The sequence below is a fragment of the Nonomuraea sp. PA05 genome, assembly GCF_008086045.1.
Lineage (GTDB): Bacteria > Actinomycetota > Actinomycetes > Streptosporangiales > Streptosporangiaceae > Nonomuraea > Nonomuraea monospora.
Genome location: NZ_VSEY01000048.1, coordinates 27821 through 51110, shown reverse-complemented (window position 1 = coordinate 51110; position 23290 = coordinate 27821). Strand labels below are relative to the sequence as shown.

Below are 23290 nucleotides of genomic sequence, written 5' to 3'. Positions count from 1 at the left end.
GTTCCGGTCAGACGGTCACGCGGCGAAGGCGGGCCTTCGGAGCCTCCTCACCGGGGAAGACGCGCTTGACGCCGTCGCCCATGGCCTGCTCGATGATGCGGATGTCGCGCACGAGGTGCTCCAGCCCGGACGGCTCCAGCGAGGCTGCGTGGTCGGAGCCCCACATGGTGCGGTCGAGGGTGATGTGCCGCTCCACGGTCACCGCGCCGAGCGTGACCGCGGCCAGCGAGATCTGCAGGCCGCGCTCGTGGCCGGAGTAGCCGACGGGCACGCCGTACCGCTCCTTGAGCGTGGTGATCGTCCGCAGGTTCGCCTCCTCGGGCGGCAGCGGGTACGTGGACGTGGCGTGCATCATGATCAGCTTGTCGGTGCCGAGGATCTCCACGGCGGCGTCGATCTCCGACAGCGTCGACATGCCGGTCGACAGGATGAGCGGTTTGCCGGTGGCGGCCAGGGCGCGCAGCAGCTCGTGGTCGGCCACGCTGGCCGAGGCGATCTTGTGCACGAGGACGTTCATGTCCTCCAGGAACTCCACCGACGGCACGTCCCACGGCGAGGCGAACCAGTGCAGCCCGCGCTCGTCGCAGTACTTGGCGATCTGGGTGTACTCGTCGCGGCCGAACTCGGTGCGCTCCTTGTACTCCAGGTACGTCATCTCGCCCCACGGCGTCTGCCGGATCTGGCCCTTCTGCTCCTCGGGCACGCAGATCGCGGGGGTGCGCTTCTGGAACTTGACCGCCTGGCAGCCGGCCTCGGCGGCCACGTCGATGAGCTGCCTGGCCAGGTCGATGTCGCCGTTGTGGTTGATGCCGATCTCGCCGATGACGTACACCGGCTCGCCGTCGCCGACCAGCACGTCGCCGATGGCCACCGGGGCGAAGTGCGGCCGGGTCCGCACCACCGCGGGAGCCGGCTCGGGCTCAGGACGGGCGGCCACGACGCGATCGCACAGCTCGCGCACCGCGCCCGTGCCGCCGGCGCTGGTCAGCACCACGCGGGCGGCGGCGCGCACCCGCGGGTGCGCGTCCGGGGTGGCGACGGGCCAGCCGACCTCGGACATCGGGCCGAGGTCGTTGACGTCGTTGCCGACGTAGGCGACGCGGGCCGGGTCGAGGCCCTCGATGCGCAGCCAGTCGGCCAGCACGGTGCGCTTGTCGGCCAGGCCCTGCAGCACGGGCACGCCGAGCTTGCGGGCGCGGGCGGCCACCACCGGGTTCTGCTCGGTGGACATGATCAGGACCTTCACGCCGGAGCGCTTCAGCAGCGAGACGCCCATCCCGTCGGAGCGGCTGACCAGCACCATCTCGCGGCCGTCGGAGTCGACGTAGGCGCGGTCGTCGGTGTGCACGCCGTCGAAGTCGGTGATGACGGCGTCCACGTCGATCGGCTCGGGCTGGTCGATGAACGGGGCGAGCGCTCGCACGAGCTCCAGGTCCTCCGGGTTGTCGATCTCGATGGCGTGCTGGGTGGGCACCGGCTGGACGGCGATCTCGCCGAAGAAGCGGTGGCCGTGCTCGCGCAGGCCGGCGGTGCGCATGACGTAGAAGGCGCCGTTCTCACGGAACTCCGGCGCGCGGTCCTGCCGGCGCTGCCTGACGGCCGGGTCGTGGTTGACGCCGCCGCCCGTGGCCGTCCACAGGAACTCGTGGGTGGGCAGCCCGGACACGACGGAGTCGGCCTCGCCGTCGAGCACCTTGCGCACCGCCGCCGACAGGTCGTCGGGGTCGATGAACGCGCTGGTCGCCTGGACGAGCACGACGACCTCCGGATCCTCGCCCAGGGCGTCGAGCGCGTGCAGCACCGCGGACTCGCTGGAGGCGGTCGCGCCGCTCAGCTCGGCCGGGCGCTCGACGACGGTCGCGCCCGCCTCCCTGGCGGTCTCGGCGATCCCGTCGTGGTCGGTGCTGACCACGACCTGGTCCACCAGCTCGGCGCGCAGGCAGGCCCGCACCGCCCGGGTGACCAACGGGACGCCCCCGACCAGGGCGAGGTTCTTCAGGGGTACGCCCGCCGAACCTCCGCGGGCGGGAACAACGGCCAGGACTCGCAAGGTGTGTCTCCTCAGTGCATCGGATTGCACCCAGAAGCTAGAGGGCTGGATTGAACGGCCAGCGTCACCACCATTAACTTTCCATGGGGATCCGGTAGAGCAACTCTGGCCGGCCCACTCCGCCGTACTGCGGGATGCGGGCCGCCACACCGCGTTCGACCAGGTATTCCAGGTATCTGCGGGCCGTCACACGGGACACTCCGATCGCGTCCGCCACGGCCTGCGCGCCCATCCCCTCCGGATGCGCGCGCAACTGCGCCGCCACGGTGTCCAGAGTGTCGCGCGCCATGCCTTTCGGCAGCTCCGAGGGACCGCGCAGGGTGGCGAGCACCCGGTCCACGTCGCCCTGCCCCACGGCCAGGCCCGCCTCCTCCTTGAACCGGGCGTAACGCGACAGCTTCTCCGCCAGTGTCGCGAACGTGAACGGTTTGAGCAGGTACTGCGAGACTCCCAGCGACACCGCTGAACGGACCATGGCCAGATCGCGAGCGGAGGTGACCGCGATCACGTCGCACATCAGGCCGCCCGCCCGCACGGCGCGGCACACGTCCAGGCCGTGCATGTCGGGCAGGTAGAGGTCGAGCAGGATGAGGTCCACGGGACGGCCGCGCAGGAAGCGCAGCGCCTCCGCGCCCGACCTGGCCACCCCCGCCACCTGGAAGCCAGGCACCCGCTCGACGTAGATGCGGTTGGCCTCGGCGGTGATCTCCTCGTCCTCGACCACCAGCACGGAGATCATGGTTTCGGCAGCCTCACCGTGAACGTCGAGCCCTCGACCCCGATCGTGCCGCCCAGCCGCCGCACCGCCTGCCCCACCAGCGCCAGGCCCAGCCCGCGCCCGTCGCCCTTGGTGGTCCAGCCCTTCTCGAACGCGTCCGTGCCGGTCAGCCCCGGCCCGTCGTCGGACACCCTGATCAGCACCTCCCGCTCCCCGGCGCTCAGGTGCACCTCCACCCGGCCGGCCGCGTCGATGGCGTTGTCGATCAGGTTGCCCACGATCGTGACCAGCTCGCGGGCGTCCAGGCCGGGGTCGTCCAGCTCGCTGTCCCGCGTGATCACCAGCTCGGCGCCGCGCTCGGCCGCCTCGGCGCTCTTGCCCAGCAGCAGCGCCGCCAGCACCGGCTCGCGCACCGCGCCCACCACCCGGTCGGTCAGCTCCTGCGCCGCGCGCAGCTCCGCCGTGCCCAGCGCCACCGCCTGCTCGGTGCGGCCCAGCTCCACCAGCGTGATGACCGTGTGCAGCCGGTTGGCCGCCTCGTGCGCGGCCGAGCGCAGCGACTCGGCGAAGCCGCGCTCGGCGTCGAGCTGGCCGGTCAGCGCCTGCAACTCCGTGTGATCGCGGACGGTGACCACCGTGCCGAGCCTGCTGGCGGCGCTGTTGACGGCCAGGACCCGGTCCCCGACCAGGTGGACGCGCTCCTCGTCGCCCGCCGGAACGGCGTCCATGCCCGCCTCCAGGCCCGCCTCCATGCCCAGCCCCAGGTTCAGGCCCAGCTCCCGCACGTGGCGGCCCTCGGCGTCGGAGGGCAGGCCGAGCAGCAGCCGGGCCGCGTCGTTGCAGAGCGTCAGCGTGCCGTCCCTGCCGACCAGCAGCAGGCCCTCCCTGACGGTGTGCAGCACCGCGTCGTGGTGCTCGTGGATGCGGCCCAGCTCGACGGGCCCCAGGCCGTGCGTCTGGCGGCGCAGCCGCGCGGTGACCAGCCAGGTGCCCGCCGCGCCCAGGCCGAGCGCCAGCGCCACGATGAGCCCGCCCCAGGCGAGCTGGTCGCGCAGCCTGGCGCTGATCCTGTCGATCGTGATCCCGGCGCTGACCAGCGCCCGGACCTGCCCGCCCGCCATGACCGGCGTCACCGCCCGCTTGGAGGCGCCCAGCGTGCCGGTGTAGGTCTCGGTGAACGTCCGGCCGCGCAGCGCGGGCTCGATGTGGCCGAGGAAGCGCCTGCCGATCTCGGCCTCGTTCGGGTGGGTGTAGCGGGTGCCGTCCGTCTTCATGATGGTGATGAAATCGACCCCCGTCGCCGCCCGCGCCCGCTGCGCGTACGGCTGCAGCCGCACGCTCGGATCCGGCTCGCCGAGCGCCTCCAGCACGTCGGGCGAGGCCGCCACGCTGACCGCCACGGCCGTGGCCGTGGCGCCCGCCTCCTCCTGGAGCAGCTCGTGGGCCTGCAGCAGGGCCAGCACCGCGCCGCCCGCCGCCGTGACGGCGACCACGAGCAGCTGCAGGACCAGCATCTGCCCTGCCAGGCTCCAGCGCCGCATCGGATTCCCCTCCATGTACGAAACTTACGCAATGGTGACCTGCGTCACTCGTGAGGCGCATAGTCGCACATCGAGAAGGTCCCTCAAAAACCGCCGGAGAACCCCCCTATGCGCGATCGCACCCGTTACCTGTACCTGGCCGTCATCGTGGCGGTCCTGCTCGGGATCCTGGTCGGCTTCATCTGGCCGGACGTGGGCAAGGAGCTCAAACCCCTCGGCACCGGCTTCGTGGCGCTGATCCAGATGGTGATCGGCCCCATCATCTTCTGCACGATCGTGCTCGGCATCGGCTCGGTACGCCAGGCCGCCCAGGTCGGCAAGGTCGGCGGGCTCGCCCTCGGCTACTTCATCGTCATGTCCACGGTCGCCCTGGTCATCGGCCTGGTCGTGGGCAACGTCATCGACCCGGGCTCCGGCCTGCAGCTCACCGACACCGCCAGGCAGGCCGCCGAGGCGGAGGCGGCCAAGGGCGCGGACGCCAGCACCGTGGACTTCCTGCTCGGCATCATCCCCGAGACGGTCGTATCGGCCCTCACCGACGGCTCGGTGCTGCAGGCGCTGCTGGTGGCGCTGCTCACCGGCTTCGCGCTGCAGGCCATGGGCCCCAAGGGCGCGCCGATCCTGCGCGGCGTCGAGCACTTCCAGCGGCTGGTGTTCCGCATCCTCGCCATGATCATGTGGGCGGCGCCGGTGGGCGCGTTCGGCGCGATCGCGGCCGTCGTGGGCGCGACCGGCATCGAGGCGCTCAAGAGCCTGGCCATCATCATGATCGCCTTCTACGTGACGTGCGTGCTGTTCGTCGGCGTGGTGCTGGGCGCGATCCTGTGGCTGGTGGCACGGATCAACCTGTGGTCGCTGCTGCGCTACCTGGGCCGCGAGTTCCTGCTGATCCTGTCCACGTCGTCGTCGGAGACCGCCCTGCCGCGGCTCATCGCCAAGATGGAGCACCTGGGCGTCAGCAAGACCGTGGCCGGCATCACCGTGCCGACCGGCTACTCCTTCAACCTCGACGGCACCGCGATCTACCTGACCATGGCCACGCTGTTCATCGCCACGGCCACCGGGTCGCCGCTGGAGTTCGGGGAGCAGATCGCGCTGCTGCTGTTCATGATGATCGCGTCCAAGGGCGCGGCGGGCGTCACTGGGGCGGGCCTGGCCACGCTGGCCGGCGGGCTGCAGGCGCACCGGCCCGAGCTGGTGGACGGGGTGGGCCTCATCGTGGGCATCGACCGCTTCATGTCCGAGGCCCGCGCGCTGACCAACTTCGCGGGCAACGCCGTGGCGACCGTGCTCGTCGGCACGTGGACCGGGGAGTTCGACCGGGACCGGGCGGAGCGGGTGCTGGCGGGGCAGGCGCCGTTCGACGAGGCCACCCTGCTGGACGACGACACCGACGAGGGCACGCGGGACGGGCAGGACGAGCAGGCCAAGGAGATGTCTCCGGCCTAGCGTCCGGCTGACGGCGGGCAGGTGCTGAGGCGCCTGCCCGCCGTTTCCTGGTTCCGTGCGTTACGGCTTGCGGCCGATCCCCGCGTACGCCATCCGCGCCAGGTCCTCGTCCACGAAGACCGGGTTGAGCGGGTCGTGGAACGGCCAGACCTGGTGCGCGGGCAGCCCCGTGGCCAGGCCGGGCGGGATGAGCTCGAAGTCGCCGAAGAAGGCCCCGATCTCCTTGCCGGAGCGCGGCGTGAAGTCGGCGTTGGCCTTGCGGTAGAAGTCGGAGACCTGCGCGGCCCGCTCCGTGGCCACATCGTTGGTGACGTGGGAGACGGCCAGGAAGCTGCCGGGCGCGAGCGCGTCGCGGTAGGCGGCCATGAACCGCTGCGGCTCGTCCTGCTCGGTGATGAAGTGCAGGACGAACATCATCAGCACGGCCACCGGCCGGTCGAAGTCGATCAGCCCGCGCACCTCGGGGTCGGACAGGATCTCCTCGGGCCTGCGGCAGTCCCCCAGCACCATCGCCACCCGGTTCGGGTCGGCCAGCAGCGCCCTGCCGTGCGTGGCCACGACGGGGTCGTTGTCCACGTACACCACCCGGGCCTCGGGGGCGTGGCGCAGCGCCACCTCGTGCACGTTCTCCTGGGCGGGCAGCCCCGAGCCCAGGTCGAGGAACTGCGTGATGCCCTGCTCGCACAGGTACTTCACGATCCGGCCGATCAGCGCGCGGTTCTCCCTGGTGCCGTCGCGCACCTCGGGCATCACGCTCAGCACCATGTCGCCGAGGTCCCGGTCGGCCTTGAAGTTGTCCTTGCCGCCGAGGAAGTAGTCATACATCCGCGCCGCGTTGGGGATGTGGGGGTTCACGCCCTGCGGCGCCTGTTCCGTCATGAATCCATGATCCACGACCGGCGCGGTGGAAATCTACTCGAACGCCATCGGAAGCCGCAGAACGAAACGGGCGCCGCCCGGGCAGTCCTCCACCCGGATCTCGCCCCGGTGCGCCATGGCCACGTCGCGGGCGATGGCCAGGCCGAGGCCGGTGCCGCCCGCGTCGCGGCTGCGGGCGGCGTCCAGGCGGGTGAAGCGCTCGAAGATGCGCTCGCGGTCGCACTCGGCGATCTCCACGCCGTCGTTCTCGACGGCCAGCACCGCCGTGCCCGGCTCCTGCCTGCCGACGGTCACCTTGACGGCGTGCTCGGCGTGCCGCTGGGCGTTGTCCAGCAGGTTCGTCAGCACCCTGGCCAGTTGCAGCCGCACGGCCTCGACCACGACCCCGTCGGCCAGGTCCACCCGTACGGGCAGCTTGTCGCTGCGGACGGCCAGCTCCTTGCGCACCAGGTCGGCCAGGTCGACGCGCTCCTTGACGACGTCCACCCGGGAGCCGATCCTGGCCAGCAGCAGCAGGTCGGTGATGATGGCCTCCAGCCGGTCGGTGTCGCGCAGCGCGCTGCCCACCAGCGCCTCCACGTCGGTGTCCTCCGGGTAGAGCTGGGCGCTCTCCAGCTGGGCGCGCAGCCCGGCGATCGGGGTGCGCAGCTCGTGGGAGGCGTCGGAGGCGAACTGGCGCTGCTGCTCGGCGGAGCGCTCCAGGCGGGCCAGGGTGCCGTTGACGGAGTGGGCGAGCTGAGCCACCTCGTCGTCGCCGGGCGGCTGGGTGACGCGGCTGCTGAGGTCGCCGGCGTGCACGGCGTCCAGCTCGGCCCGCATGGTCGCGACGGGCCGCAGCGCCCGGCCGGTGACCAGCCACGTCGCCCACGCCGTCACCCCGATGAGCAGGGCGACCTCCGCGAAGACGATGACCTCGAGGGTCCTGCTGGACAGCACCTCGGGCGAGCTGCGGCCCGCGTAGACGACGGGGGAGTCGGCGAACATGCTGACCCGCACCGCCGTCAGGTGCACGCACTCGGTCGGCAGGCAGCTCGTGGTGCTGACGACCCGGTTCTTGACGGTCGGGCGGACGTCGCTGAGCGGCGGCAGGTTCCTGGCGGCATCGCTGGTGGCCAGCACGTGCCCGTTGGCGCCGACGATCTGGATCAGGTCCACGGCGGGATGCGGCACCGGGATGGCGGCGCCCATGGGCAGGGCGCCGCCGCGCATCTCGTAGGCGATCCGCTCGGCGGTGTCCCTGGTCTCGCTGAACACCCCGGCGGTGATCACCGACCTGGTCACCAGCACCCCGGCGATGCCCACGGGGATGAGCACGAGGGCGGCTACGGCCGTCGCGATGAGGGTGACGCGTCCGCGCAGGGACCTGGCCCACCAGGGTGCCATCCCACGAGGCTACCGAGCGTGACTATTGACAATTGCCCCGTAAGGGGAAAGGTTTCGCCAATCCGCCAGCAATGGAGAGTCAGCGCTGGAGCCACACCGTGGTGTCCGGCGGGATCGTGCCGTCGGCGGGCAGCGGGCCGCTCGCCAGCAGCACCTCGCCGGCGAGGTCGAGGCGCACCGGCTCCTCGCCGGTGTTGAGCACCACGACCAGCCCCGGGTCACGCTCGATGATCAGCACGTCCTTGGGCGAGTCGAGCCACGCCAGCGTGCCGCCGCCGAGCGCCGGGTGCTGCCTGCGCAGCTTCAGCGCGGCCCGGTACAGGTTCAGCGTCGAGGCGGGGTCGTCCTCCTGGGCCTCGGCCGACAGCTCCGCCCACCCGGCCGGGATCGGCAGCCACGGGTCGCGCCAGCCGAGGTCGCCGCCGGCCGTCCAGGGCAGCGGCACCCGGCAGCCGTCGCGGCTCTCGCCCCTGCGCAGGAACGCGGGGTCCTGGCGCAGTTCGTCCGGCAGGTCGAGCACCTCGGGCAGGCCCAGCTCCTCGCCGTTGTAGAGGTAGGCCGAGCCGGGCAGGGCCAGCATGAGCAGGGTGGCCGCGCGGGCGCGCGCGAGGCTGCCGTGCCGGGTGACGTGGCGCGGCTTGTCGTGGTTGGACAGCACCCAGGTGGTGGGCGCGCCGACCAGGTCGGCCTCCCGCAGCGACTTCTCGATCACGGTACGGAACGACTTGGCGTGGAAGTCCGCCATCATGAACTCGAAGTTGAACGCCTGGTGCAGCTCGTCAGGCCCCACGTACCGGGCCAGCCGCTCGGGCGAGGACACCCACGCCTCGGCCACCGCCATGCGCCCGCCGGGGTAGGAGTCGAGGATCGGCCGCCACTCGCGGTAGATGTCGTGCACGCCGTCCTGGTCGAAGTACGGCACCTGCTCGTCGCCCAGCATCTCGGCCTGCGGGCCGTCCTTCTGGCCCACGTCCGGCAGCCCGTCGGCCTTGATCATGCCGTGTGCGACGTCCACGCGGAAGCCGTCCACGCCCCGGTCGAGCCAGAAGCGCAGGATGTCACGGAACTCCGCGCGCACCTCGGGGTTGTCCCAGTTGAGGTCCGGCTGCTCGGGGGCGAACAGGTGCAGGTACCACTGCCCGTCCTCGACCTGGGTCCACGCGGGCCCGCCGAAGATGGACTCCCAGTCGTTGGGCTTGTCGCGGAAGACGTACCGGTCGCGCAGCCCGGCCTTGAACCAGGGGTGCTGGTCGGAGGAGTGGTTCGGCACCAGGTCGACGATGACCCTGATGCCCAGGTCGTGCGCCTCGGTGATGAGCGCGTCGAAGTCGGCGAGCGTGCCGAACATCGGGTCCACGTCGCGGTAGTCGGCCACGTCGTAGCCGCCGTCGGCCATGGGGGAGGTGTAGAAGGGGCTCAGCCAGATGGCGTCCACGCCGAGCCGGGAGAGGTACCCCAGGTGCTGACGGACGCCTTCCAGGTCGCCCATGCCGTCGCCGTTCGCGTCGGCGAAGCTGCGCGGATACACCTGGTAAACGACGGCGTCACGCCACCAGTCGTCGTTGCCGAGCATGGTTGTCCTTCCCCCGGGCGATGATGTTCCGGTCAACGATGTCGCGATCACCGGTGAACGGTCAAGCGCAAGTTTCGGAAAGTTGCGGACCGCGTCCTTCAGGGTATGGGCACTCGGTCACGAGGTCAGACGGGGTGCACCGGATGTGGATCAGGTAACGCTCTTTCGCAAGTTCTTCCAATTCTTGCAAAGAGCCGCTAACGTCCCGGAAACGTTCAAGCTTTCTTCCCTGGCGGCGGCGCCCGTGGCGCCGCCCTTTCCTCGGTGACCTCAGGAGGTCCTCCATGCGCATGCGGGCTCTGGGAGTGGCAGCACTCGCGACCCTGGCGTTCGCCGCGACAGCGTGCGGAAGTTCCCCGTCGGCTGAGCCGGCGGCGGCGCCGGGCACGTCCGCCCCGGCCTCGGCGGCCGCCGGCGGCGGCACGCTCGTGATCTGGGCCGACCCGCTGCGGGTCAAGCCACTGCAGCCCTTCGCCGAGCAGTTCGGCACCGAGAACGGCGTGAGCGTCGAGGTGAAGGAGATCAGCAAGGACAACCAGATGACCTTCCTGACCGCCTCCCAGCAGGGCAGCGGCCCGGACATCGTGATCGGCGCGCACGACTGGATCGGCAACCTGGTGCAGAACGGCGCCATCGACCCGGTCACCCTCACCGAGGAGCAGAAGGCGTCGTTCTCCCCCAAGGCCATCCAGGCCGTGACGTTCAACGGGCAGATCTACGGAGCCCCGTACGCGCTGGAGAACATCGCCCTGATCCGCAACACCGACCTCGCCCCCGACGCGCCCGCCACCATCGAGGAGATGATCGCCAAGGGCAAGGAGCTCAAGGAGGCCGGCAAGGTCAAGGAGGTGCTCTGCATCCCCGTCGGCCAGAAGGGCGACGCCTTCCACATCTACCCGATCTTCGCGTCCGGCGGCGGCGCGCTGTTCGGCGCCACCGCCTCCGGCGACCCCGACCCCAAGCAGGTGCTGCTCGGCTCCGACGACTCGATCAAGGCGTTCGGCAAGCTCAAGGAGCTCGGCGAGAAGGGCGACGGCGCGCTGCGCACCTCGCTGACCAACGAGAACTACATCGTCAACTTCGCCGGCGGCAAGTGCGCCTACCTCGTCTCCGGCCCGTGGGCCACCGGCGAGGTCAAGAAGGCCGGCGTCAAGTACGACATCAGCGCCGTCCCCGCGTTCAAGGACGGCAAGCCCGCCACCCCGTTCGTCGGCGTGCAGAGCTTCTTCGTCGCCTCCAAGGGCAAGAACAAGGCCCTGGCCCAGGAGTTCGTCGCCAACTACGTGACCAACAAGGACGTCGCCAAGGCGCTCTACGACGCCGACCCGCGTCCCCCGGCGCTGACCGCCGCGCTGGAGGAGGTCAAGGCGAGCGACCCCGACGCCGTCAAGTTCCTCGACGCAGGCAAGGACGGCATGCCGATGCCCGCCATCCCCGAGATGGCCGCCATCTGGGAGCCGTTCGGCATCGCCGAGAACGCCGTGGTCAAGGGCGGCGACGCGGCCAAGGCCGCCACGGCGGCGCAGAAGGCCATCGACGGCTCGCTCAAGAACTGACGACATGGCTCTCGACGTGCGTCAGGCCGCTCCCGCCGAGGTGCGGGAGCGGCCCCGCCGGGAGATCACCACGGCGTTCGTGGTGAGCAGGATCGCGGTGCTCGCCGTGGCGGCCGCGATCCTGCTCTACGCCGTGCCGCCGCTGGTCGCCACCGGGTCGTGGGTCGCGCTCGGGCTGCTCGCCGGCGTGAGCGCGGCCATCGCCTGGCTCTACCTGACCCGGCGTCACATCCCGGCCAAGTACCTCGTGCCCGGCACCGTCTTCCTGCTCGCCTTCCAGGTGTTCCCCGTGGTCTACACGGTGACCACCGCGTTCACGAACTTCGGCGACGGGCATCGCGGCGACAAGGCCGCCGCCGTCACCGCCATCGAGACCGGCTCCGTCCGCCAGCAGCCCGGCTCGCCCGAGTACACCCTGTCCGTCGCGCTGCGCGGCGAGGAACTGGTGTTCCTGCTGGTGGACCCGGCGACCAAGCAGGTCTCGCTGGGCACCGCCGACGGGCTGGCCCCGCTCACCGGCGCCCAGGTCGGCGTCACCGGCAAGGTGCTCACCGCGCCCGGCCTGACCGTGCTCAAGGCGCCCGAGGCCGCCGCGCGCGGCCAGGAGGTCACCGCGCTGGCCGTGCCGACCGCAGGCGGCGTGATCAAGGCCAACGGGCTCAGCCGCGCCGTCGAGGGCAAGGCCGCCCTGGTCTACGACGCCGCCTGCGACTGCGTGCGCGGCAACGGCGACACCTGGACCGCCGACGAGAGCCAGGGGTACTTCGTCAACGCCAGGGGCGAGCACCTGGCGCAGGGCTGGCAGGTCAACGTCGGCCTGGACAACTTCGCCCGGGTGCTGACCAACCCCACGATCTCCGGCCACTTCGCGGGCGTCCTGGGCTGGAACCTGCTGTTCGCCCTGGCCTCCGTGATCGGCTGCTTCACGCTCGGCATGGGCGTCGCGCTCGCGCTGCACCACCCGCGCATGCGCGGCACCAGGTTCTACCGGATCGTGCTGATCCTGCCGTACGCGATGCCCGCCTTCGCCATGCTGCTGGTCTGGCGCGACATGTTCAACCGCGACTTCGGCCTGATCAACCAGCTCCTCGGCGCCGAGATCGACTGGCTCGGCCAGACGGGCACCGCCAGGCTCGGCGTCATCCTGGTCAACATCTGGCTCGGCTTCCCGTACATGTTCCTCGTCACCACCGGCGCGCTGCAGGCCATCCCGCGCGAGCTGACCGAGGCCGCCTCCATCGACGGGGCCACGCCGTTCAAGGCGTTCCGCCGGGTGACGCTGCCGCTGCTGCTCGTCGCGCTCACGCCGCTGCTGATCTCGGCGTTCGCGTTCAACTTCAACAACTACAACGCCATCGCGCTGACCACCGACGGCGGCCCGTTCCCCGCCGACAGCCCGCAGGTGGGCGGCACCGACCTGCTCATCACCTACACCTTCAGGCTGGCGTTCGGCGCGGGCGGCGCGCAGTTCGGCTTCGCGGCGGCCATCTCCGTGTTCATCTTCGCCATCGTGGCCGTCATCTCGGCCGTGGCGTTCCGCCGCACCCGCAAGCAGGAGGAGGTCTACGCGTGAGGATGACGCTCCGGCACGTCTTCGTGCTCGTCGTGTGCGCGTTCGCGGTGTTCCCGATCCTGTTCGTGGTCTCGGCCGCGATCAACCCGATGGGCACGCTGGCCTCCACCGAGCTGCTGCCCACCGGCGCGAGCCTGAACAACTTCGCCAACCTGCTGACCTCCGACACCTACCCGTTCGGCCAGTGGTTCTTCAACTCGGTGTTCATCGCGCTGGTGTCGTCGTTCGCGAGCCTGCTGCTGTCGATGTTCGCCGCGTACGCCTTCAGCCGCATGCGCTTCGCCGGCCGCCGGGTCGGCATGCTGGCGCTGCTGCTCATCCAGATGTTCCCGCAGTTCCTGGCCATCGTGACGATCTTCATGATCTTCACCGAGGTGACCGAGCTGTATCCCGCCTTCGGCTTCAACACCGTGTGGGGGCTGCTGCTGCTCTACCTCGGCGGCGCGCTCGGCGTGAACACCTGGCTGATGAAGGGCTTCCTCGACACGGTGCCCAAGGAGCTGGACGAGGCCGCCACCGTGGACGGCGCCACGCACGCGCAGATCTTCTGGCGGGTCATCATGCCGCTGGTCACGCCGATCCTCGCGGTCACGGCGCTGCTGGCGTTCATCGGCATCATGAGCGAGTTCCTGATGGCCAACGTGTTCCTGCGCGACCCCGGCAGCAAGACACTCGCCGTCGGCATGTTCGGCATGATCGCCGGCGACCACCGCAACGCCAACTTCGGCATGTTCGCCGCCGGCACGCTCATTACCGCCGTTCCCACGGTCGGTGTGTTCCTCTGGTTGCAGAAGTACATCGTCTCCGGCCTGACCGCCGGAGCAGTCAAGGGATAGGTGCAGTGCTGCGATTCGTGGGGGAGCCGCACCATGACGGCTCGGCTCTGTATGTCTCCGACCAGCGGCCCGAGCTCGGCGCGCGCGTCACGCTGTGGCTGCGCGCGCCGCTGGCCGCCGGCGTCACCGCCGTGCACGTGCGCGCGGTGCACGACGGCGAGCCGCGCTACTTCGAGGCCGCGGTGGACGGCCGCGGGAACGCCGGCGGGTACGGCCGGAGCGACGTCTGGTGGCGGGCCGAGATCACCGCGGTCAACCCCGTCACCCCGTACCGCTTCCTGCTGCACACCACGGGCGGTCAGCGCTGGCTGACCGCGGCGGGGCTCGCCGCGCACGACCTCACCGACGCCGGCGACTTCCGCCTCGTCTGCCACCAGGCCCCGCCGGAGTGGATGTCCGACGCGATCGTCTACCAGATCTTCCCGGACCGCTTCGACCGCTCGCAGCCCATGGGCGAGCTGCCCGACTGGGCGTTGCCCCGCGACTGGGACCGCGACCCGGTGATCCCGGCCGGGCCCGGCACCGCCGAGCAGTTCTACGGCGGCGACCTCGACGGCATCGCCGGGCGGATCGACCACATCCAGAGCCTCGGCGCCGACACCGTCTACCTCACCCCGATCTTCCCGGCCCGCTCCAACCACCGCTACAACGCCTCCACGTTCGAGCACGTGGACCCGCTGCTCGGCGGCGACGAGGCGCTGCACCGCCTGTCGGGCGCGCTGCACGCGCGCGGCATGCGGCTGCTCGGCGACATCACCACCAACCACACCGGCGACACGCACGAATGGTTCACCGCGGCCGTCTCCGACGTGCACGCGCCCGAACGCGAGATGTTCTACTTCGACCCGGTGACCGGCGACTACGAGGCCTGGTGGGGCTTCAAGACGCTGCCCAAGCTCAACTGGGGCAGCGACCTGGTGCGCGCCGCCATGACGGCGGTGCTGAAGAAGTGGCTCGGCCCGTTCGACGGCTGGCGCGTGGACGTGGCCAACATGACCGGCAGGCGCGCCGCCGACGACTACGCCGCCGAGGTCGCCGCCCTGCTGCGCGCCGAGGTCGGCCCCGAGTACGCCTTCATCGCCGAGCACAACCACGACGCCACCCGCGACCTCGACCGCGACGGCTGGCAGGGCACCATGAACTACGGCGGCTTCACCCGCCCCGTGTGGGCCTGGCTGCGCGGCCCCGGCTGCGATCTGGAGCACTTCCTCGGCGTGCCGGGCGGCGTGCCCGAGCGTGACGGCACCGCCGCGCTGGCCGGGTTCCGCTCGTTCGCCTCGCAGATGTCGTGGCGCTCGCTCGTGCACTCCTGGCAGCTCCTCGACTCGCACGACACGCCCCGCGTACGCACCGTGACCGGCTCCCGCGAGCGCCACCTGCTCGCCGCCGGCCTCCAGGCCACGCTGCCCGGCACGCCCATGGTGTTCGCCGGCAGCGAGTACGGCCTGACCGGCGTCAACGGCGAGCACTCCCGCACCCCGATGCCCTGGAACCGGCCCGCCGACCAGGACCCCGGCACGCTGGCCGGCTACCGCGACCTGTTCGGGCTGCGCAGGGCCGAGCCCGCCCTGCGCCACGGCGGCCTGCGCTGGCTGCACGCCGACGCCGACTGCCTGGTGTTCGCGCGCGAGACCTACGAGGAGACGATCCTGGTGTCCGCGCGCCGCGCGCCCGGCGAGCCGCTCGCCATCGGCGCGCACGCCACCGGCCTCCACAACGCGCAGGACGGGGACGTCATCCCGGGGGAGGGACCTGCGCTGAGGATGTGGCGCCTGTCACGCTGATGACGCTACGGTGTCCTCTGCTGACTCTCCCGTCCCAACTAGATAGTGGTGTGCCCGTATGAGGTTGCTGTCCGTGGCCGTCCTGGCCTCGCTCCTGCCTGCCGTACCGTCCGCCGCCCTCGCCGCCGCGGGCACCACTTACTACGTGGACTCCCGAGCAGGTGACGACGCCGCCGCGGGCACCAGCGCGAGCACCGCGTGGAAGTCCCTGGAGAAGCTGGCCGCCGCCGAGCTGAAGCCCGGCGACACCGTCGCCGTCAAGCGCGGCGGCAGCTTCGCCGGGCCGCTCACGCTGGAGGCCAGCGGCACCGCCGCCAAGCCCATCACCGTCAAGGCGTACGGCAGCGGCGCGCTCGCCAAGATCAGCGGCGCCGAGGAGGACTGCGTCGTCGTCAAGGGCAACCACTGGGCGATCAGCGGCCTGCACGCCTCCAACTGCCGCTGGGCCGGCTTCCAGCTCGACGGCGACAACAACGAGCTGAGCGGGGTGAAGGCCGACCGCAACATCGCCGGCGTCTTCGTCACTCCCTCCGGCTCGCGCAACACCATCCGCGACAGCGTCCTGACCGGCAACAACCGGATGAGCGTCAACGACGACGGCGGCGACAACGACTCCGGCGCCTTCGGCGTGCTCCTCAACGGCGACGACAACGTGGTCACCGGCAACACCATCTCCGGCAGCTTCGCCAAGAGCGCCGACTACGGCACCGACGGGGCCGCCGTCGAGATCTTCAACGGCGACCGCAACCGGGTCACCCACAACATCTCCAGGGACAACGAGACGTTCACCGAGCTCGGCGCCCAGAAGGGCAAGACCGCCACCGGCAACGTGTTCGCCTTCAACGTCGTCACCTCCTCCCGCAGCCGCGGCTCCTTCCTCATCACCCGCGGCTCCCGGCACATCGTCGGCCCGGTCAAGGGCACGATCGCCGTGCACAACTCCGTCTACCTGCCGGCCAGGGACACCATCGGCTGGTCCTGCCACGACGGCTGCTCCCCGTCCATCCTCAAGCTGCGCAACAACGTCATCGTGGTCGGCGGCGAGTCCGGCTGGGAGGACGGCGCGGGCGCCGACGAGGACGGCAGCGTCTACCAGGGGCGCACGGCCAGGTTCAAGCTCGGGCCGAAGTCCGTGATGGCCGACCCGAAGTTCGTCTCCAGGACCGACCTGCGGCTGCGGCCGGGCTCCCCGGCGCTCGGGCGCGCGGTCGCGCTGACGCCGAAGTGGTACGGCGGCAAGGCGTTCGGCAAGGACGTCAAGGGCAAGTCGCTGGCCGGTCCGCTGGACTCCGGGGCCTACCAGCACTGAGCGCGCCCTAGAGTTGCGCTGTGGTTCCAGACGTACGCCAGCCGCTGGTGCGGCAGCTCGCCGAGTCCGACGCGCCCCGTCACTACTGGCACCTGGGCGATGAGGACGGGCGGGCCTGGTTGTTCGAGAGCGTGGAGGGCGACCACCGCGAGCAGTGGGCCGTGCGGCAGGTCGAGGTGGGCGCCGACCGCGACGCCCGCCGTTACTGGTGGCGGCATCTGCAGGACGAGTACGGCTTCCTGACCGACCAGCCGCTGGAGGTCTGGGAGCTGACCGAGATCACCCCCGAGGCGTTCGAGGCGGTCTGGGAGGCGGCGGGCTGATCATTCGGCGTGCGCGGCCAGTCCCGCCAGCCCTTCGATGATCAGCCGGATGGCCGTGTCGAAGTCGCGCTCGGCCTCGTCCGCCGGCAGGTGCCCCTTGGTCTCGGCGATCACGAAGCCGGTGACGAACGCGTGCAGCACGTCGCTCGTGCGCCGCAGCTCCGGCTCGGGGATCCCGGCCAGCCGCAGGATGCGGTAGAGCGTCTGCCAGAGCACCAGCTTCCGGTCCGCGATGATCTCCGGGTGGTCGTGCAGGTGACGCCACATCGCCGGGTGCTGCACCGCGTTGCGGTGGTAGGCCAGGCCCAGGGCGCGGAGCTGGTCGCGCCAGGGTGAGCCGTCGTCCGGCGGCAGCTCCATGCGCTGCGCCGCCGTCGAGCACAGCAGCCTGATCAGCGCGTCCTTGTTGTCCACGTGGTGATACAGGGACATCGGATTGACGTCCAGCGCGGCTGCCAGCTTGCGCATCGACAGGCCTTCCACCCCGCCCTCGTCCATCAGGCGCAGGGCGGTGGTGCTGATCTCTTCGAGAGTCAGGGGTGCGCCCCTGCGCGCGCTCACGGCCATACGCCGTATGGTAGCGTCAGCCATACGGTGTATGGCTATGGAAGGGAGCACTCATGGCTCGGATCCCCGCCCCTCAGGGCCTGCCGATCGTGGGCAACACACTGCAGATCCCCTCGGACGCGCCCGTGGAGCACTTCGTCAAGCTCGCCTCCCGGTACGACGAGGGCATCTTCCAGCTCGAGATCGCCGGCCGCCGAGTGATCATGGTCTACGACCCCGACCTGGTGGCCGAGGTCTGTGACGAGAGCCGCTTCGTCAAGCGGATCAGGCCGCCCCTGACGATCGTGCGCGACTTCGGCGGCGACGGCCTGTTCACGGCCGACCACGACGAGCCGGTGTGGGGCCACGCGCACCGCATCCTGATGCCGGCCTTCAGCCAGCGCTCGATGAAGGCGTACTACCCGCAGTTCCTGGAGGTCGCCGAGCAGCTCGTCGCGTCCTGGGCGGCCCGCCAGGGGGAGGACCTGCCCGTCGCCGACGACATGACCAGGCTGACGCTCGACACGATCTCCCTGACCGGGTTCGGCTACCGGTTCAACTCCTTCGACTCGCCCGAGCTGCACCCGTTCCTCCAGGCCATGGGCGGTGCGCTCACCGAGGCCATGCACCGTAACCAGCAGCTCCCGTTCGTCACCAAGCTCAAGAAGAAGAACGAGGAGGGCTACCGGCGCGACATCGACACCATGCGGGCCCTCGTGGACGAGGTGATCAAGCAGCGCCGCGCGGATGGCGGGAGCGGCGGCGGGAGCGGCGGCGGGGGCGCCAAGGACCTGCTGGGGCTGATGCTGGAGGCGTCCGACCCGCAGAGCGGCGCCCGCCTGTCCGACGAGAACATCCGCGACCAGGTGCTCACCTTCCTCATCGCCGGCCACGAGACCACCAGCGGCCTGCTCTCCTTCGCGCTGTACAACCTGCTGCGCGAGCCGCACGTCCTGGCCCGCGCGTACGAGGAGGTGGACCGGCTGCTGCCGGGCGACGAGCCGCCCGCCTACGAGACGATCATGAAGCTGGACGTCATCCCCCGCATTCTGGAGGAGACGCTGCGGTTCTGGTCGCCGATCCCCCTCTTCGGGGTGTCCGCCCTCCAGGACACCATGATCGGCGGCTACCTCATCCCGCGGAACCAGGGCGTCGGCGTGCTGCTGCCGCCGCTGCACCGCAGTGCCAAGGCGTGGGAGCGGCCGGAGGAGTTCGACATCGACCGCTGGCTGCCGGAGAACAAGAAGGGGCACCACCCGGGCGCGTACAAGCCGTTCGGCAACGGCGAGCGGGCCTGCATCGGGCGGCAGTTCGCGCTGACCGAGGCCAGGCTGGCGCTGGCACTGATCCTGCGGCGCTTCGCCCTGTCCGACCCGAGCGTCTACCGCATGAAGATCAAGCAGACGCTCACCCTCAAGCCCGACGGGTTCACCCTCCGGGTGCGCGAGCGGCGCGCGCACGAGCGGGCCGTCGTCGCCGCGCTGCCCGAGCAACGCAGAGAGCAGCAGGACATCGCGGTGACCGGCGTGCCGCTCACCGTCGCCTACGGCTCCAACCTCGGCACCAGCGCCGACATCGCCGAACGGCTCGCCGAGCGGGCCGGGCGCGCCGGGTTCGCCACCACGCTGACCACACTGGACGAGCTGACGCCGCCCGCCGAGGGGCTGCTCATCGTGGTGGCCTCCTCCTACAACGGCAGGGCGCCCGACAACGCCCAGCGCTTCGACGCCCTGGAGACGCTGCCCGACCTGGCCGGCGTGCGGCTGGCCGTGCTGGGCTGCGGGAACACGCAGTGGCCGACGTACCAGGACTTCCCGCGGCGCGCGTACGAGAAGCTGACGGCGGCGGGGGCCGTCCCGCTCATCGAGCGGGGCGAGGCCGACACGGACGGCGACTTCGACGGCGACGTGTCCGCCTGGACGGCCCGCCTGTGGGCGGCGCTGGCCGAGGAGTACAGCGCCGCCGCCGAGCTGGGCGCGGGGCCGCGCTACGAGATGGAGGTGCTCACCGAGACCGAGGTCAGGCCGTCGGTGGTGTCCGAGCGGGCCTTCCCGCTCACCGTGATCTCCAACGAGGAGCTGACCGGCGACGCCGAGGGGCTGTGGGACTTCTCGGCCGAGGCGCCCCGCCCCGGCGTGCGCTCCATCGTGGCCAGGCTGCCCGAAGGGGTGACGTACGCGGCGGGCGACCACGTGGCCGTCTTCGCCAAGAACGACCCCGAGCTGGTGGAATGGGCGCTGCGCTGCCTGCGCGTCCCCCGCGAGCAGGTCGTCCGGCTGCGCGCGGCCGGCGCCACTCACCTGCCCGTGGACACGCCCGTCACCGCCGGGCTGCTGCTGACCGAGTTCGCCGAGCTGCAGGAGGTGGCCACCCGCGCCGACCTGGAGGCGCTGGCCGCGCACACCGGCTGCCCCTGGACCAAGGGCCAGCTCGCCGAGCTGACCGCGAGCTACGCCGACGAGATCCTCGCCAAGCGGGTCTCCCCGCTGGCGCTGCTGGAGCGCTTCCCCGCGATCGAGCTGCCGCTGCCGGTGTTCCTGGAGCTGGCCGGGCCGATCAAGCCGCGCTACTACTCCGTCTCCTCCTCGCCGCTGGCCGACCCCGGCGCCGTCCGGCTCACCGTCGGCCTCGTCGAGGGGCCCGCCTGGTCCGGCGCCGGCACCTACCAGGGCATGTGCTCGGCTTACCTGGCGGGGCTGAAGGAGGGCGAGGTCTTCTACGGCTACGTCCGGGTGCCCGCGCCGCCGTTCCGGCTGCCGGACGACCCCGCCACGCCGGTGATCCTCGTCGGCCCCGGCACCGGGTTCGCGCCGCTGCGCGGCTTCCTGGAGGAGCGGGCGCTGAGCGGGGCGAGCGGGCGCGCCGAGGTGTTCACCGGGTGCCGCCATCCCGAGCACGACCTGCTGTACGCCGGTGAGCTGGCCGCCTGGGAGAAGGCCGATGGGGTGACCGTGCATCGGGCCTACTCGGCCGTGGCGGGGCATCCGTACCGGTTCGTTCAGGACGCGGTCGCGGCCCGGGCCGATGAGGTGTGGGAGCTGCTGGAGCAGGGGGCCCACGTGTACGTCTGCGGGGACGGGCTGCGGATGGCGCCGGCCGTACGGCAGGCGCTGCTGGACCTCCACCGGAGCAGGACCGGCGGGGAGGACGGCGCGGCGTGGCTGGCCGGGCTGGAGGCGGACGGGCGCTACCAGCAGGACGTTTTCGCCTGAAAACGTCAACTACCCTTTATCGACAATCCGGACTTAACGCTGCATCTTGGGATATAAGCGCAGCATGCGCGACATATCCGTGGAACATGCTCGAAACCTTTCCACGGCACTGTGAGAGCCTCTGGGAAGGGGGCGGAAATGCTGCTGCGACTGAGGGTGTCGTTGCCCGACAAGCCGGGTGGTCTCGGCCAGGTCGCCAAGGCGCTGGGCGCGCTGGGCGCGGACATCCTGCAAGTCACCGTGCTCGAACGCGAGGCCGGAAGGGCCGTGGACGACTTCACCGTCTCCTGGCCGGGCCCGGTGACCGCCGCCGAGGCGCGCGAGCGGCTTTCCGCCATGCCCGGCGTACGGGTCGAAGGGGTGTGGGTCACCAAGGAGGTGCCCGGCTCGGCGCCCGACTACGACCTGCTCATGCACGTGGCGGCCGAGCCCGCCCGGGGTTTCGCCACCCTCGTGGACGCCCTGCCCGCCCTGTGCGGCGCGGAGTGGTCGGTCGCGGTCGCCGACGGCGCGGTGCGGCACGCCTCGCTGGCGGCGCCCGCCGAGTTCGACCTGCCGCAGTCGCCGCCGCGGGCCATCTGCGTGGACGCCAAGGAGGTGCGGCTGATGCTGCTGCCCGTGGTCACCGCCGGGCTGCACGTGGTCGTGGCGCGCGCCGACGGGCCCGTGTTCCACCGGGCCGAGGTGGAGCGGGCCGCGCGCATCGTGGACGTGGTCTCCAGGCTGGCGGCGCGCGCCTCCTGAGCGAGCCTCCGCGGAGATGATTGACCGAACAATCATCTGGTCACTAACGTGGGCCTCCTGATCGTGTGAGCAACAGGAGCAGTCCGTGACCGTGCACGAGCCCGCCATCGGCCGCTACTACGAGGACTTCACCATCGGGGACGTGTACCAGCACCCCATGGGCCGCACGATCAGCGAGACGGACAACACCTGGTTCACGCTCCTGACGATGAACACGAACCAGAACCACTTCAACGCCCACCTCGCCGCCCGGTCGCCCACCGGCAAGATCATCGTCAACTCGGGGCTGAGCGTGGCCATCGTGCTCGGGCTGTCCGTCATCGACGTCAGCCAGACCGCGATCGTGAACCTGGGCTGGGACGCCATCAAGCTCACCCACCCCGTGTTCGTCGGCGACACCCTCTATGCGGAGTCGAAGGTGACCGGCAAACGCGAGTCGAATTCCCGGCCGTACGCCGGGATCGTCACCTGCCACACCCGCGGGCTCAACCAGGACGGCGACGAGGTCATGTCCTGGACGCGGACCGTCATGGTCTACAAACGCGACGCCCCGCACGACAAGGGCTACTTCCCCCAGGCCAAGACCGGCCCGCTCTGAGGAGAGGCACATGGACTTCGAGCTGACCGACGAGCAGAGGGCGTTCCGCGAGACCCTGCGCGCGTTCGTGGACAAGGAGATCGTGCCGGTCGCCACCGAGTACGAGCACTCCGGGCGCTACCCCGCCGAGATCGTCGACAAGATGAAGCAGATGGGGCTGTTCGGGCTGTCCGTGCCCGAGGAGTACGGCGGCCTGGCGGCCGACATGGTGTCGTTCGCGCTCGTCTTCGAGGAGATCGCACGCGGCTGGATGGGCGTGGCCGGCACGATCGGCTCCCACTCGCTGGCCTGCTGGATGATCGCCCGGCACGGCACCGAGGAACAGAAGCGCGCCCACCTGCCCGACCTGGCCTCCGGCACGCGCCGCACCGCCATCGCGCTGACCGAGCCCGGCGCCGGCACCGACCTCCAAGGCATCCAGACCCGCGCCGTACGCGACGGCGACCACTACGTCGTCACCGGCACCAAGACGTGGATCACCAACGCCCGCCACGCCGACCCGCTGCCCGTCCTCGTCAAGACCTCCGTCACCGAGCCCGCCCACAAGGGCATGTCGGTCCTGCTCGTGGACCCCGCCACGCCCGGCTTCAGCGTCAGCCGCGACCTGCCCAAACTCGGCTACAAGGGCACCGAGACCTGCGAGGTCGTGCTCGACGAGGTCCGCGTGCCGGTCACCGCCCTGCTCGGCGGCGTCGAAGGACGCGGCATGCAGCAGGTGCTCGGCGGCCTGGAGATGGGCCGCGTCAACATTGCCGCGCGCGCCGTCGGCGTCGCCCAGGCCGCCTACGACGCCGCGCTCTCCTACGCCCGCGAACGCACCGCCTTCGGCCAGCCGATCGCCGACTTCCAGGCCATCCAGCTCAAACTCGCCGACATGGCCACGGAGATCCAGGCCGCCCGGCTGCTCACCTACTGGGCCGCGTCCCAGGCCGACGGGGGCAGGCGGGTGGACATGGAGGCGGGCATGGCCAAGTACTTCGCCTCCGAGGTGGCGCTCAAGGCGTCGCTGGAGGCGATGCGGATTCATGGGGGTTACGGGTACTCGCAGGAGTACGTGGTGGAGCGGCTCTACCGGGACGCGCCGCTGATGGCGATCGGGGAGGGGACCAACGACGTGCAGCGGATGGTGATCGCTCGAGCGCTCGTCTCGGGGAAGGGCAAGGTCGGGTGGTGAATCGCCACTCCTTATCCTGATGGGAGGGACTGAGGGCGCTAG

The 23290-nt window shown here is 70.9% G+C and carries 18 protein-coding genes; 11 read left to right on the top strand and 7 right to left on the bottom strand.

Translation table 11 applies throughout. The annotated features are described in order from the left end of the window. Nucleotides 1-7: 7 nt before the first annotated feature. The 3 genes from FXF51_RS49865 to FXF51_RS49855 all read right to left on the bottom strand — a co-directional run bounded on the left by FXF51_RS49865 (nt 8) and on the right by FXF51_RS49855 (nt 4324). Entirely contained in the window at nt 8-2050 is a 2043-nt protein-coding gene (locus tag FXF51_RS49865; protein WP_148441863.1) for an N-acetylneuraminate synthase family protein, read from the bottom strand. A 73-nt stretch (nt 2051-2123) separates the two neighbouring features. Next, complete coding sequence (locus FXF51_RS49860) at nt 2124-2789, bottom strand: response regulator (protein ID WP_148441862.1); 666 nt, start codon at nt 2787-2789, stop codon at nt 2124-2126. Further along, nucleotides 2786-4324: a sensor histidine kinase gene (locus tag FXF51_RS49855; RefSeq protein ID WP_262380403.1), complete on the bottom strand. Its 1539-nt coding sequence runs from the start codon at nt 4322-4324 to the stop codon at nt 2786-2788. Before FXF51_RS49855 ends, FXF51_RS49860 begins: the two co-directional genes overlap by 4 nt. A 93-nt stretch (nt 4325-4417) precedes the next feature. Between FXF51_RS49855 and FXF51_RS49850 the strand changes: the two genes are divergently transcribed. Next, nucleotides 4418-5758: a cation:dicarboxylate symporter family transporter gene (locus FXF51_RS49850; protein ID WP_148441861.1), complete on the top strand. Its 1341-nt coding sequence runs from the start codon at nt 4418-4420 to the stop codon at nt 5756-5758. Between the two features lie 60 nt (nt 5759-5818). Here FXF51_RS49850 and FXF51_RS49845 read toward each other — a convergent pair whose 3' ends face one another. The 3 genes from FXF51_RS49845 to FXF51_RS49835 all read right to left on the bottom strand — a co-directional run bounded on the left by FXF51_RS49845 (nt 5819) and on the right by FXF51_RS49835 (nt 9593). Further along, nucleotides 5819-6637 carry an SAM-dependent methyltransferase gene (locus tag FXF51_RS49845; RefSeq protein WP_148441860.1) on the bottom strand — a complete coding sequence of 273 codons (819 nt, stop codon included), beginning with the start codon at nt 6635-6637 and terminating at the stop codon, nt 5819-5821. 33 nt (nt 6638-6670) lie between these two features. Beyond that, nucleotides 6671-8020 (bottom strand): sensor histidine kinase, encoded by a 1350-nt coding sequence (locus FXF51_RS49840; RefSeq protein ID WP_148441859.1) that lies wholly within the window; start codon nt 8018-8020, stop codon nt 6671-6673. Between the two features lie 79 nt (nt 8021-8099). Next, entirely contained in the window at nt 8100-9593 is a 1494-nt protein-coding gene (locus FXF51_RS49835; RefSeq protein WP_148441858.1) for a glycoside hydrolase family 13 protein, read from the bottom strand. A 284-nt stretch (nt 9594-9877) separates the two neighbouring features. Here FXF51_RS49835 and FXF51_RS49830 point away from each other — a divergent pair, with 284 nt between their 5' ends. The 6 genes from FXF51_RS49830 to FXF51_RS49805 are packed head-to-tail and all read left to right on the top strand — an operon-like array spanning nt 9878 to nt 16974. Continuing rightward, a complete protein-coding gene (locus FXF51_RS49830; protein ID WP_148441857.1) occupies nt 9878-11149 on the top strand; it encodes a maltose ABC transporter substrate-binding protein in 1272 nt (423 codons plus the stop codon). A 4-nt stretch (nt 11150-11153) separates the two neighbouring features. Beyond that, entirely contained in the window at nt 11154-12722 is a 1569-nt protein-coding gene (locus FXF51_RS49825; RefSeq protein WP_148441856.1) for an ABC transporter permease subunit, read from the top strand. Between the two features lie 2 nt (nt 12723-12724). Next, complete coding sequence (locus FXF51_RS49820; RefSeq protein WP_148441908.1) at nt 12725-13558, top strand: sugar ABC transporter permease; 834 nt, start codon at nt 12725-12727, stop codon at nt 13556-13558. Nucleotides 13559-13563: 5 nt separating this feature from the next. Beyond that, the gene (locus FXF51_RS49815) at nt 13564-15342 is read left to right on the top strand and encodes a glycoside hydrolase family 13 protein (protein ID WP_262380402.1); all 1779 of its coding nucleotides are present in this window, start codon (nt 13564-13566) and stop codon (nt 15340-15342) included. A 58-nt stretch (nt 15343-15400) separates the two neighbouring features. Beyond that, the gene (locus tag FXF51_RS49810) at nt 15401-16651 is read left to right on the top strand and encodes a NosD domain-containing protein (protein ID WP_262380401.1); all 1251 of its coding nucleotides are present in this window, start codon (nt 15401-15403) and stop codon (nt 16649-16651) included. A gap of 20 nt (nt 16652-16671) precedes the next feature. Continuing rightward, the gene (locus tag FXF51_RS49805) at nt 16672-16974 is read left to right on the top strand and encodes a hypothetical protein (protein ID WP_148441855.1); all 303 of its coding nucleotides are present in this window, start codon (nt 16672-16674) and stop codon (nt 16972-16974) included. Here FXF51_RS49805 and FXF51_RS61395 read toward each other — a convergent pair whose 3' ends face one another. Next, entirely contained in the window at nt 16975-17541 is a 567-nt protein-coding gene (locus tag FXF51_RS61395; RefSeq protein ID WP_187415009.1) for a TetR/AcrR family transcriptional regulator, read from the bottom strand. A 53-nt stretch (nt 17542-17594) separates the two neighbouring features. Here FXF51_RS61395 and FXF51_RS49795 point away from each other — a divergent pair, with 53 nt between their 5' ends. From FXF51_RS49795 to FXF51_RS49780, 4 genes are all read left to right on the top strand, one after another. Continuing rightward, nucleotides 17595-20732, top strand: coding sequence for a bifunctional cytochrome P450/NADPH--P450 reductase (locus tag FXF51_RS49795; RefSeq protein WP_148441854.1), 3138 nt, complete (start codon nt 17595-17597; stop codon nt 20730-20732). Nucleotides 20733-20870: 138 nt separating this feature from the next. Then, a complete protein-coding gene (locus FXF51_RS49790) occupies nt 20871-21476 on the top strand; it encodes an amino acid-binding protein (protein ID WP_148441853.1) in 606 nt (201 codons plus the stop codon). An 85-nt stretch (nt 21477-21561) separates the two neighbouring features. Continuing rightward, nucleotides 21562-22074, top strand: coding sequence for a MaoC family dehydratase (locus FXF51_RS49785; protein WP_148441852.1), 513 nt, complete (start codon nt 21562-21564; stop codon nt 22072-22074). 10 nt (nt 22075-22084) lie between these two features. Further along, nucleotides 22085-23248 (top strand): acyl-CoA dehydrogenase family protein, encoded by a 1164-nt coding sequence (locus FXF51_RS49780; RefSeq protein WP_148441851.1) that lies wholly within the window; start codon nt 22085-22087, stop codon nt 23246-23248. Nucleotides 23249-23290: the final 42 nt, after the last annotated feature.

Bases quoted from the DNA above. Each gene is read 5' to 3' on its own strand.
- FXF51_RS49795 (WP_148441854.1), top strand. From the start codon at position 17,595: ATGGCTCGGATCCCCGCCCCTCAGGGCCTGCCGATCGTGGGCAACACA.
- FXF51_RS61395 (WP_187415009.1), bottom strand. From the start codon at position 17,541: ATGGCCGTGAGCGCGCGCAGGGGCGCACCCCTGACTCTCGAAGAGATC.
- FXF51_RS49855 (WP_262380403.1), bottom strand. From the start codon at position 4,324: ATGGAGGGGAATCCGATGCGGCGCTGGAGCCTGGCAGGGCAGATGCTG.
- FXF51_RS49825 (WP_148441856.1), top strand. From the start codon at position 11,154: ATGGCTCTCGACGTGCGTCAGGCCGCTCCCGCCGAGGTGCGGGAGCGG.
- FXF51_RS49790 (WP_148441853.1), top strand. From the start codon at position 20,871: ATGCTGCTGCGACTGAGGGTGTCGTTGCCCGACAAGCCGGGTGGTCTC.
- FXF51_RS49840 (WP_148441859.1), bottom strand. From the start codon at position 8,020: ATGGCACCCTGGTGGGCCAGGTCCCTGCGCGGACGCGTCACCCTCATC.
- FXF51_RS49860 (WP_148441862.1), bottom strand. From the start codon at position 2,789: ATGATCTCCGTGCTGGTGGTCGAGGACGAGGAGATCACCGCCGAGGCC.
- FXF51_RS49830 (WP_148441857.1), top strand. From the start codon at position 9,878: ATGCGCATGCGGGCTCTGGGAGTGGCAGCACTCGCGACCCTGGCGTTC.
- FXF51_RS49820 (WP_148441908.1), top strand. From the start codon at position 12,725: ATGACGCTCCGGCACGTCTTCGTGCTCGTCGTGTGCGCGTTCGCGGTG.
- FXF51_RS49835 (WP_148441858.1), bottom strand. From the start codon at position 9,593: ATGCTCGGCAACGACGACTGGTGGCGTGACGCCGTCGTTTACCAGGTG.
- FXF51_RS49810 (WP_262380401.1), top strand. From the start codon at position 15,401: ATGAGGTTGCTGTCCGTGGCCGTCCTGGCCTCGCTCCTGCCTGCCGTA.
- FXF51_RS49845 (WP_148441860.1), bottom strand. From the start codon at position 6,637: ATGACGGAACAGGCGCCGCAGGGCGTGAACCCCCACATCCCCAACGCG.
- FXF51_RS49780 (WP_148441851.1), top strand. From the start codon at position 22,085: ATGGACTTCGAGCTGACCGACGAGCAGAGGGCGTTCCGCGAGACCCTG.
- FXF51_RS49850 (WP_148441861.1), top strand. From the start codon at position 4,418: ATGCGCGATCGCACCCGTTACCTGTACCTGGCCGTCATCGTGGCGGTC.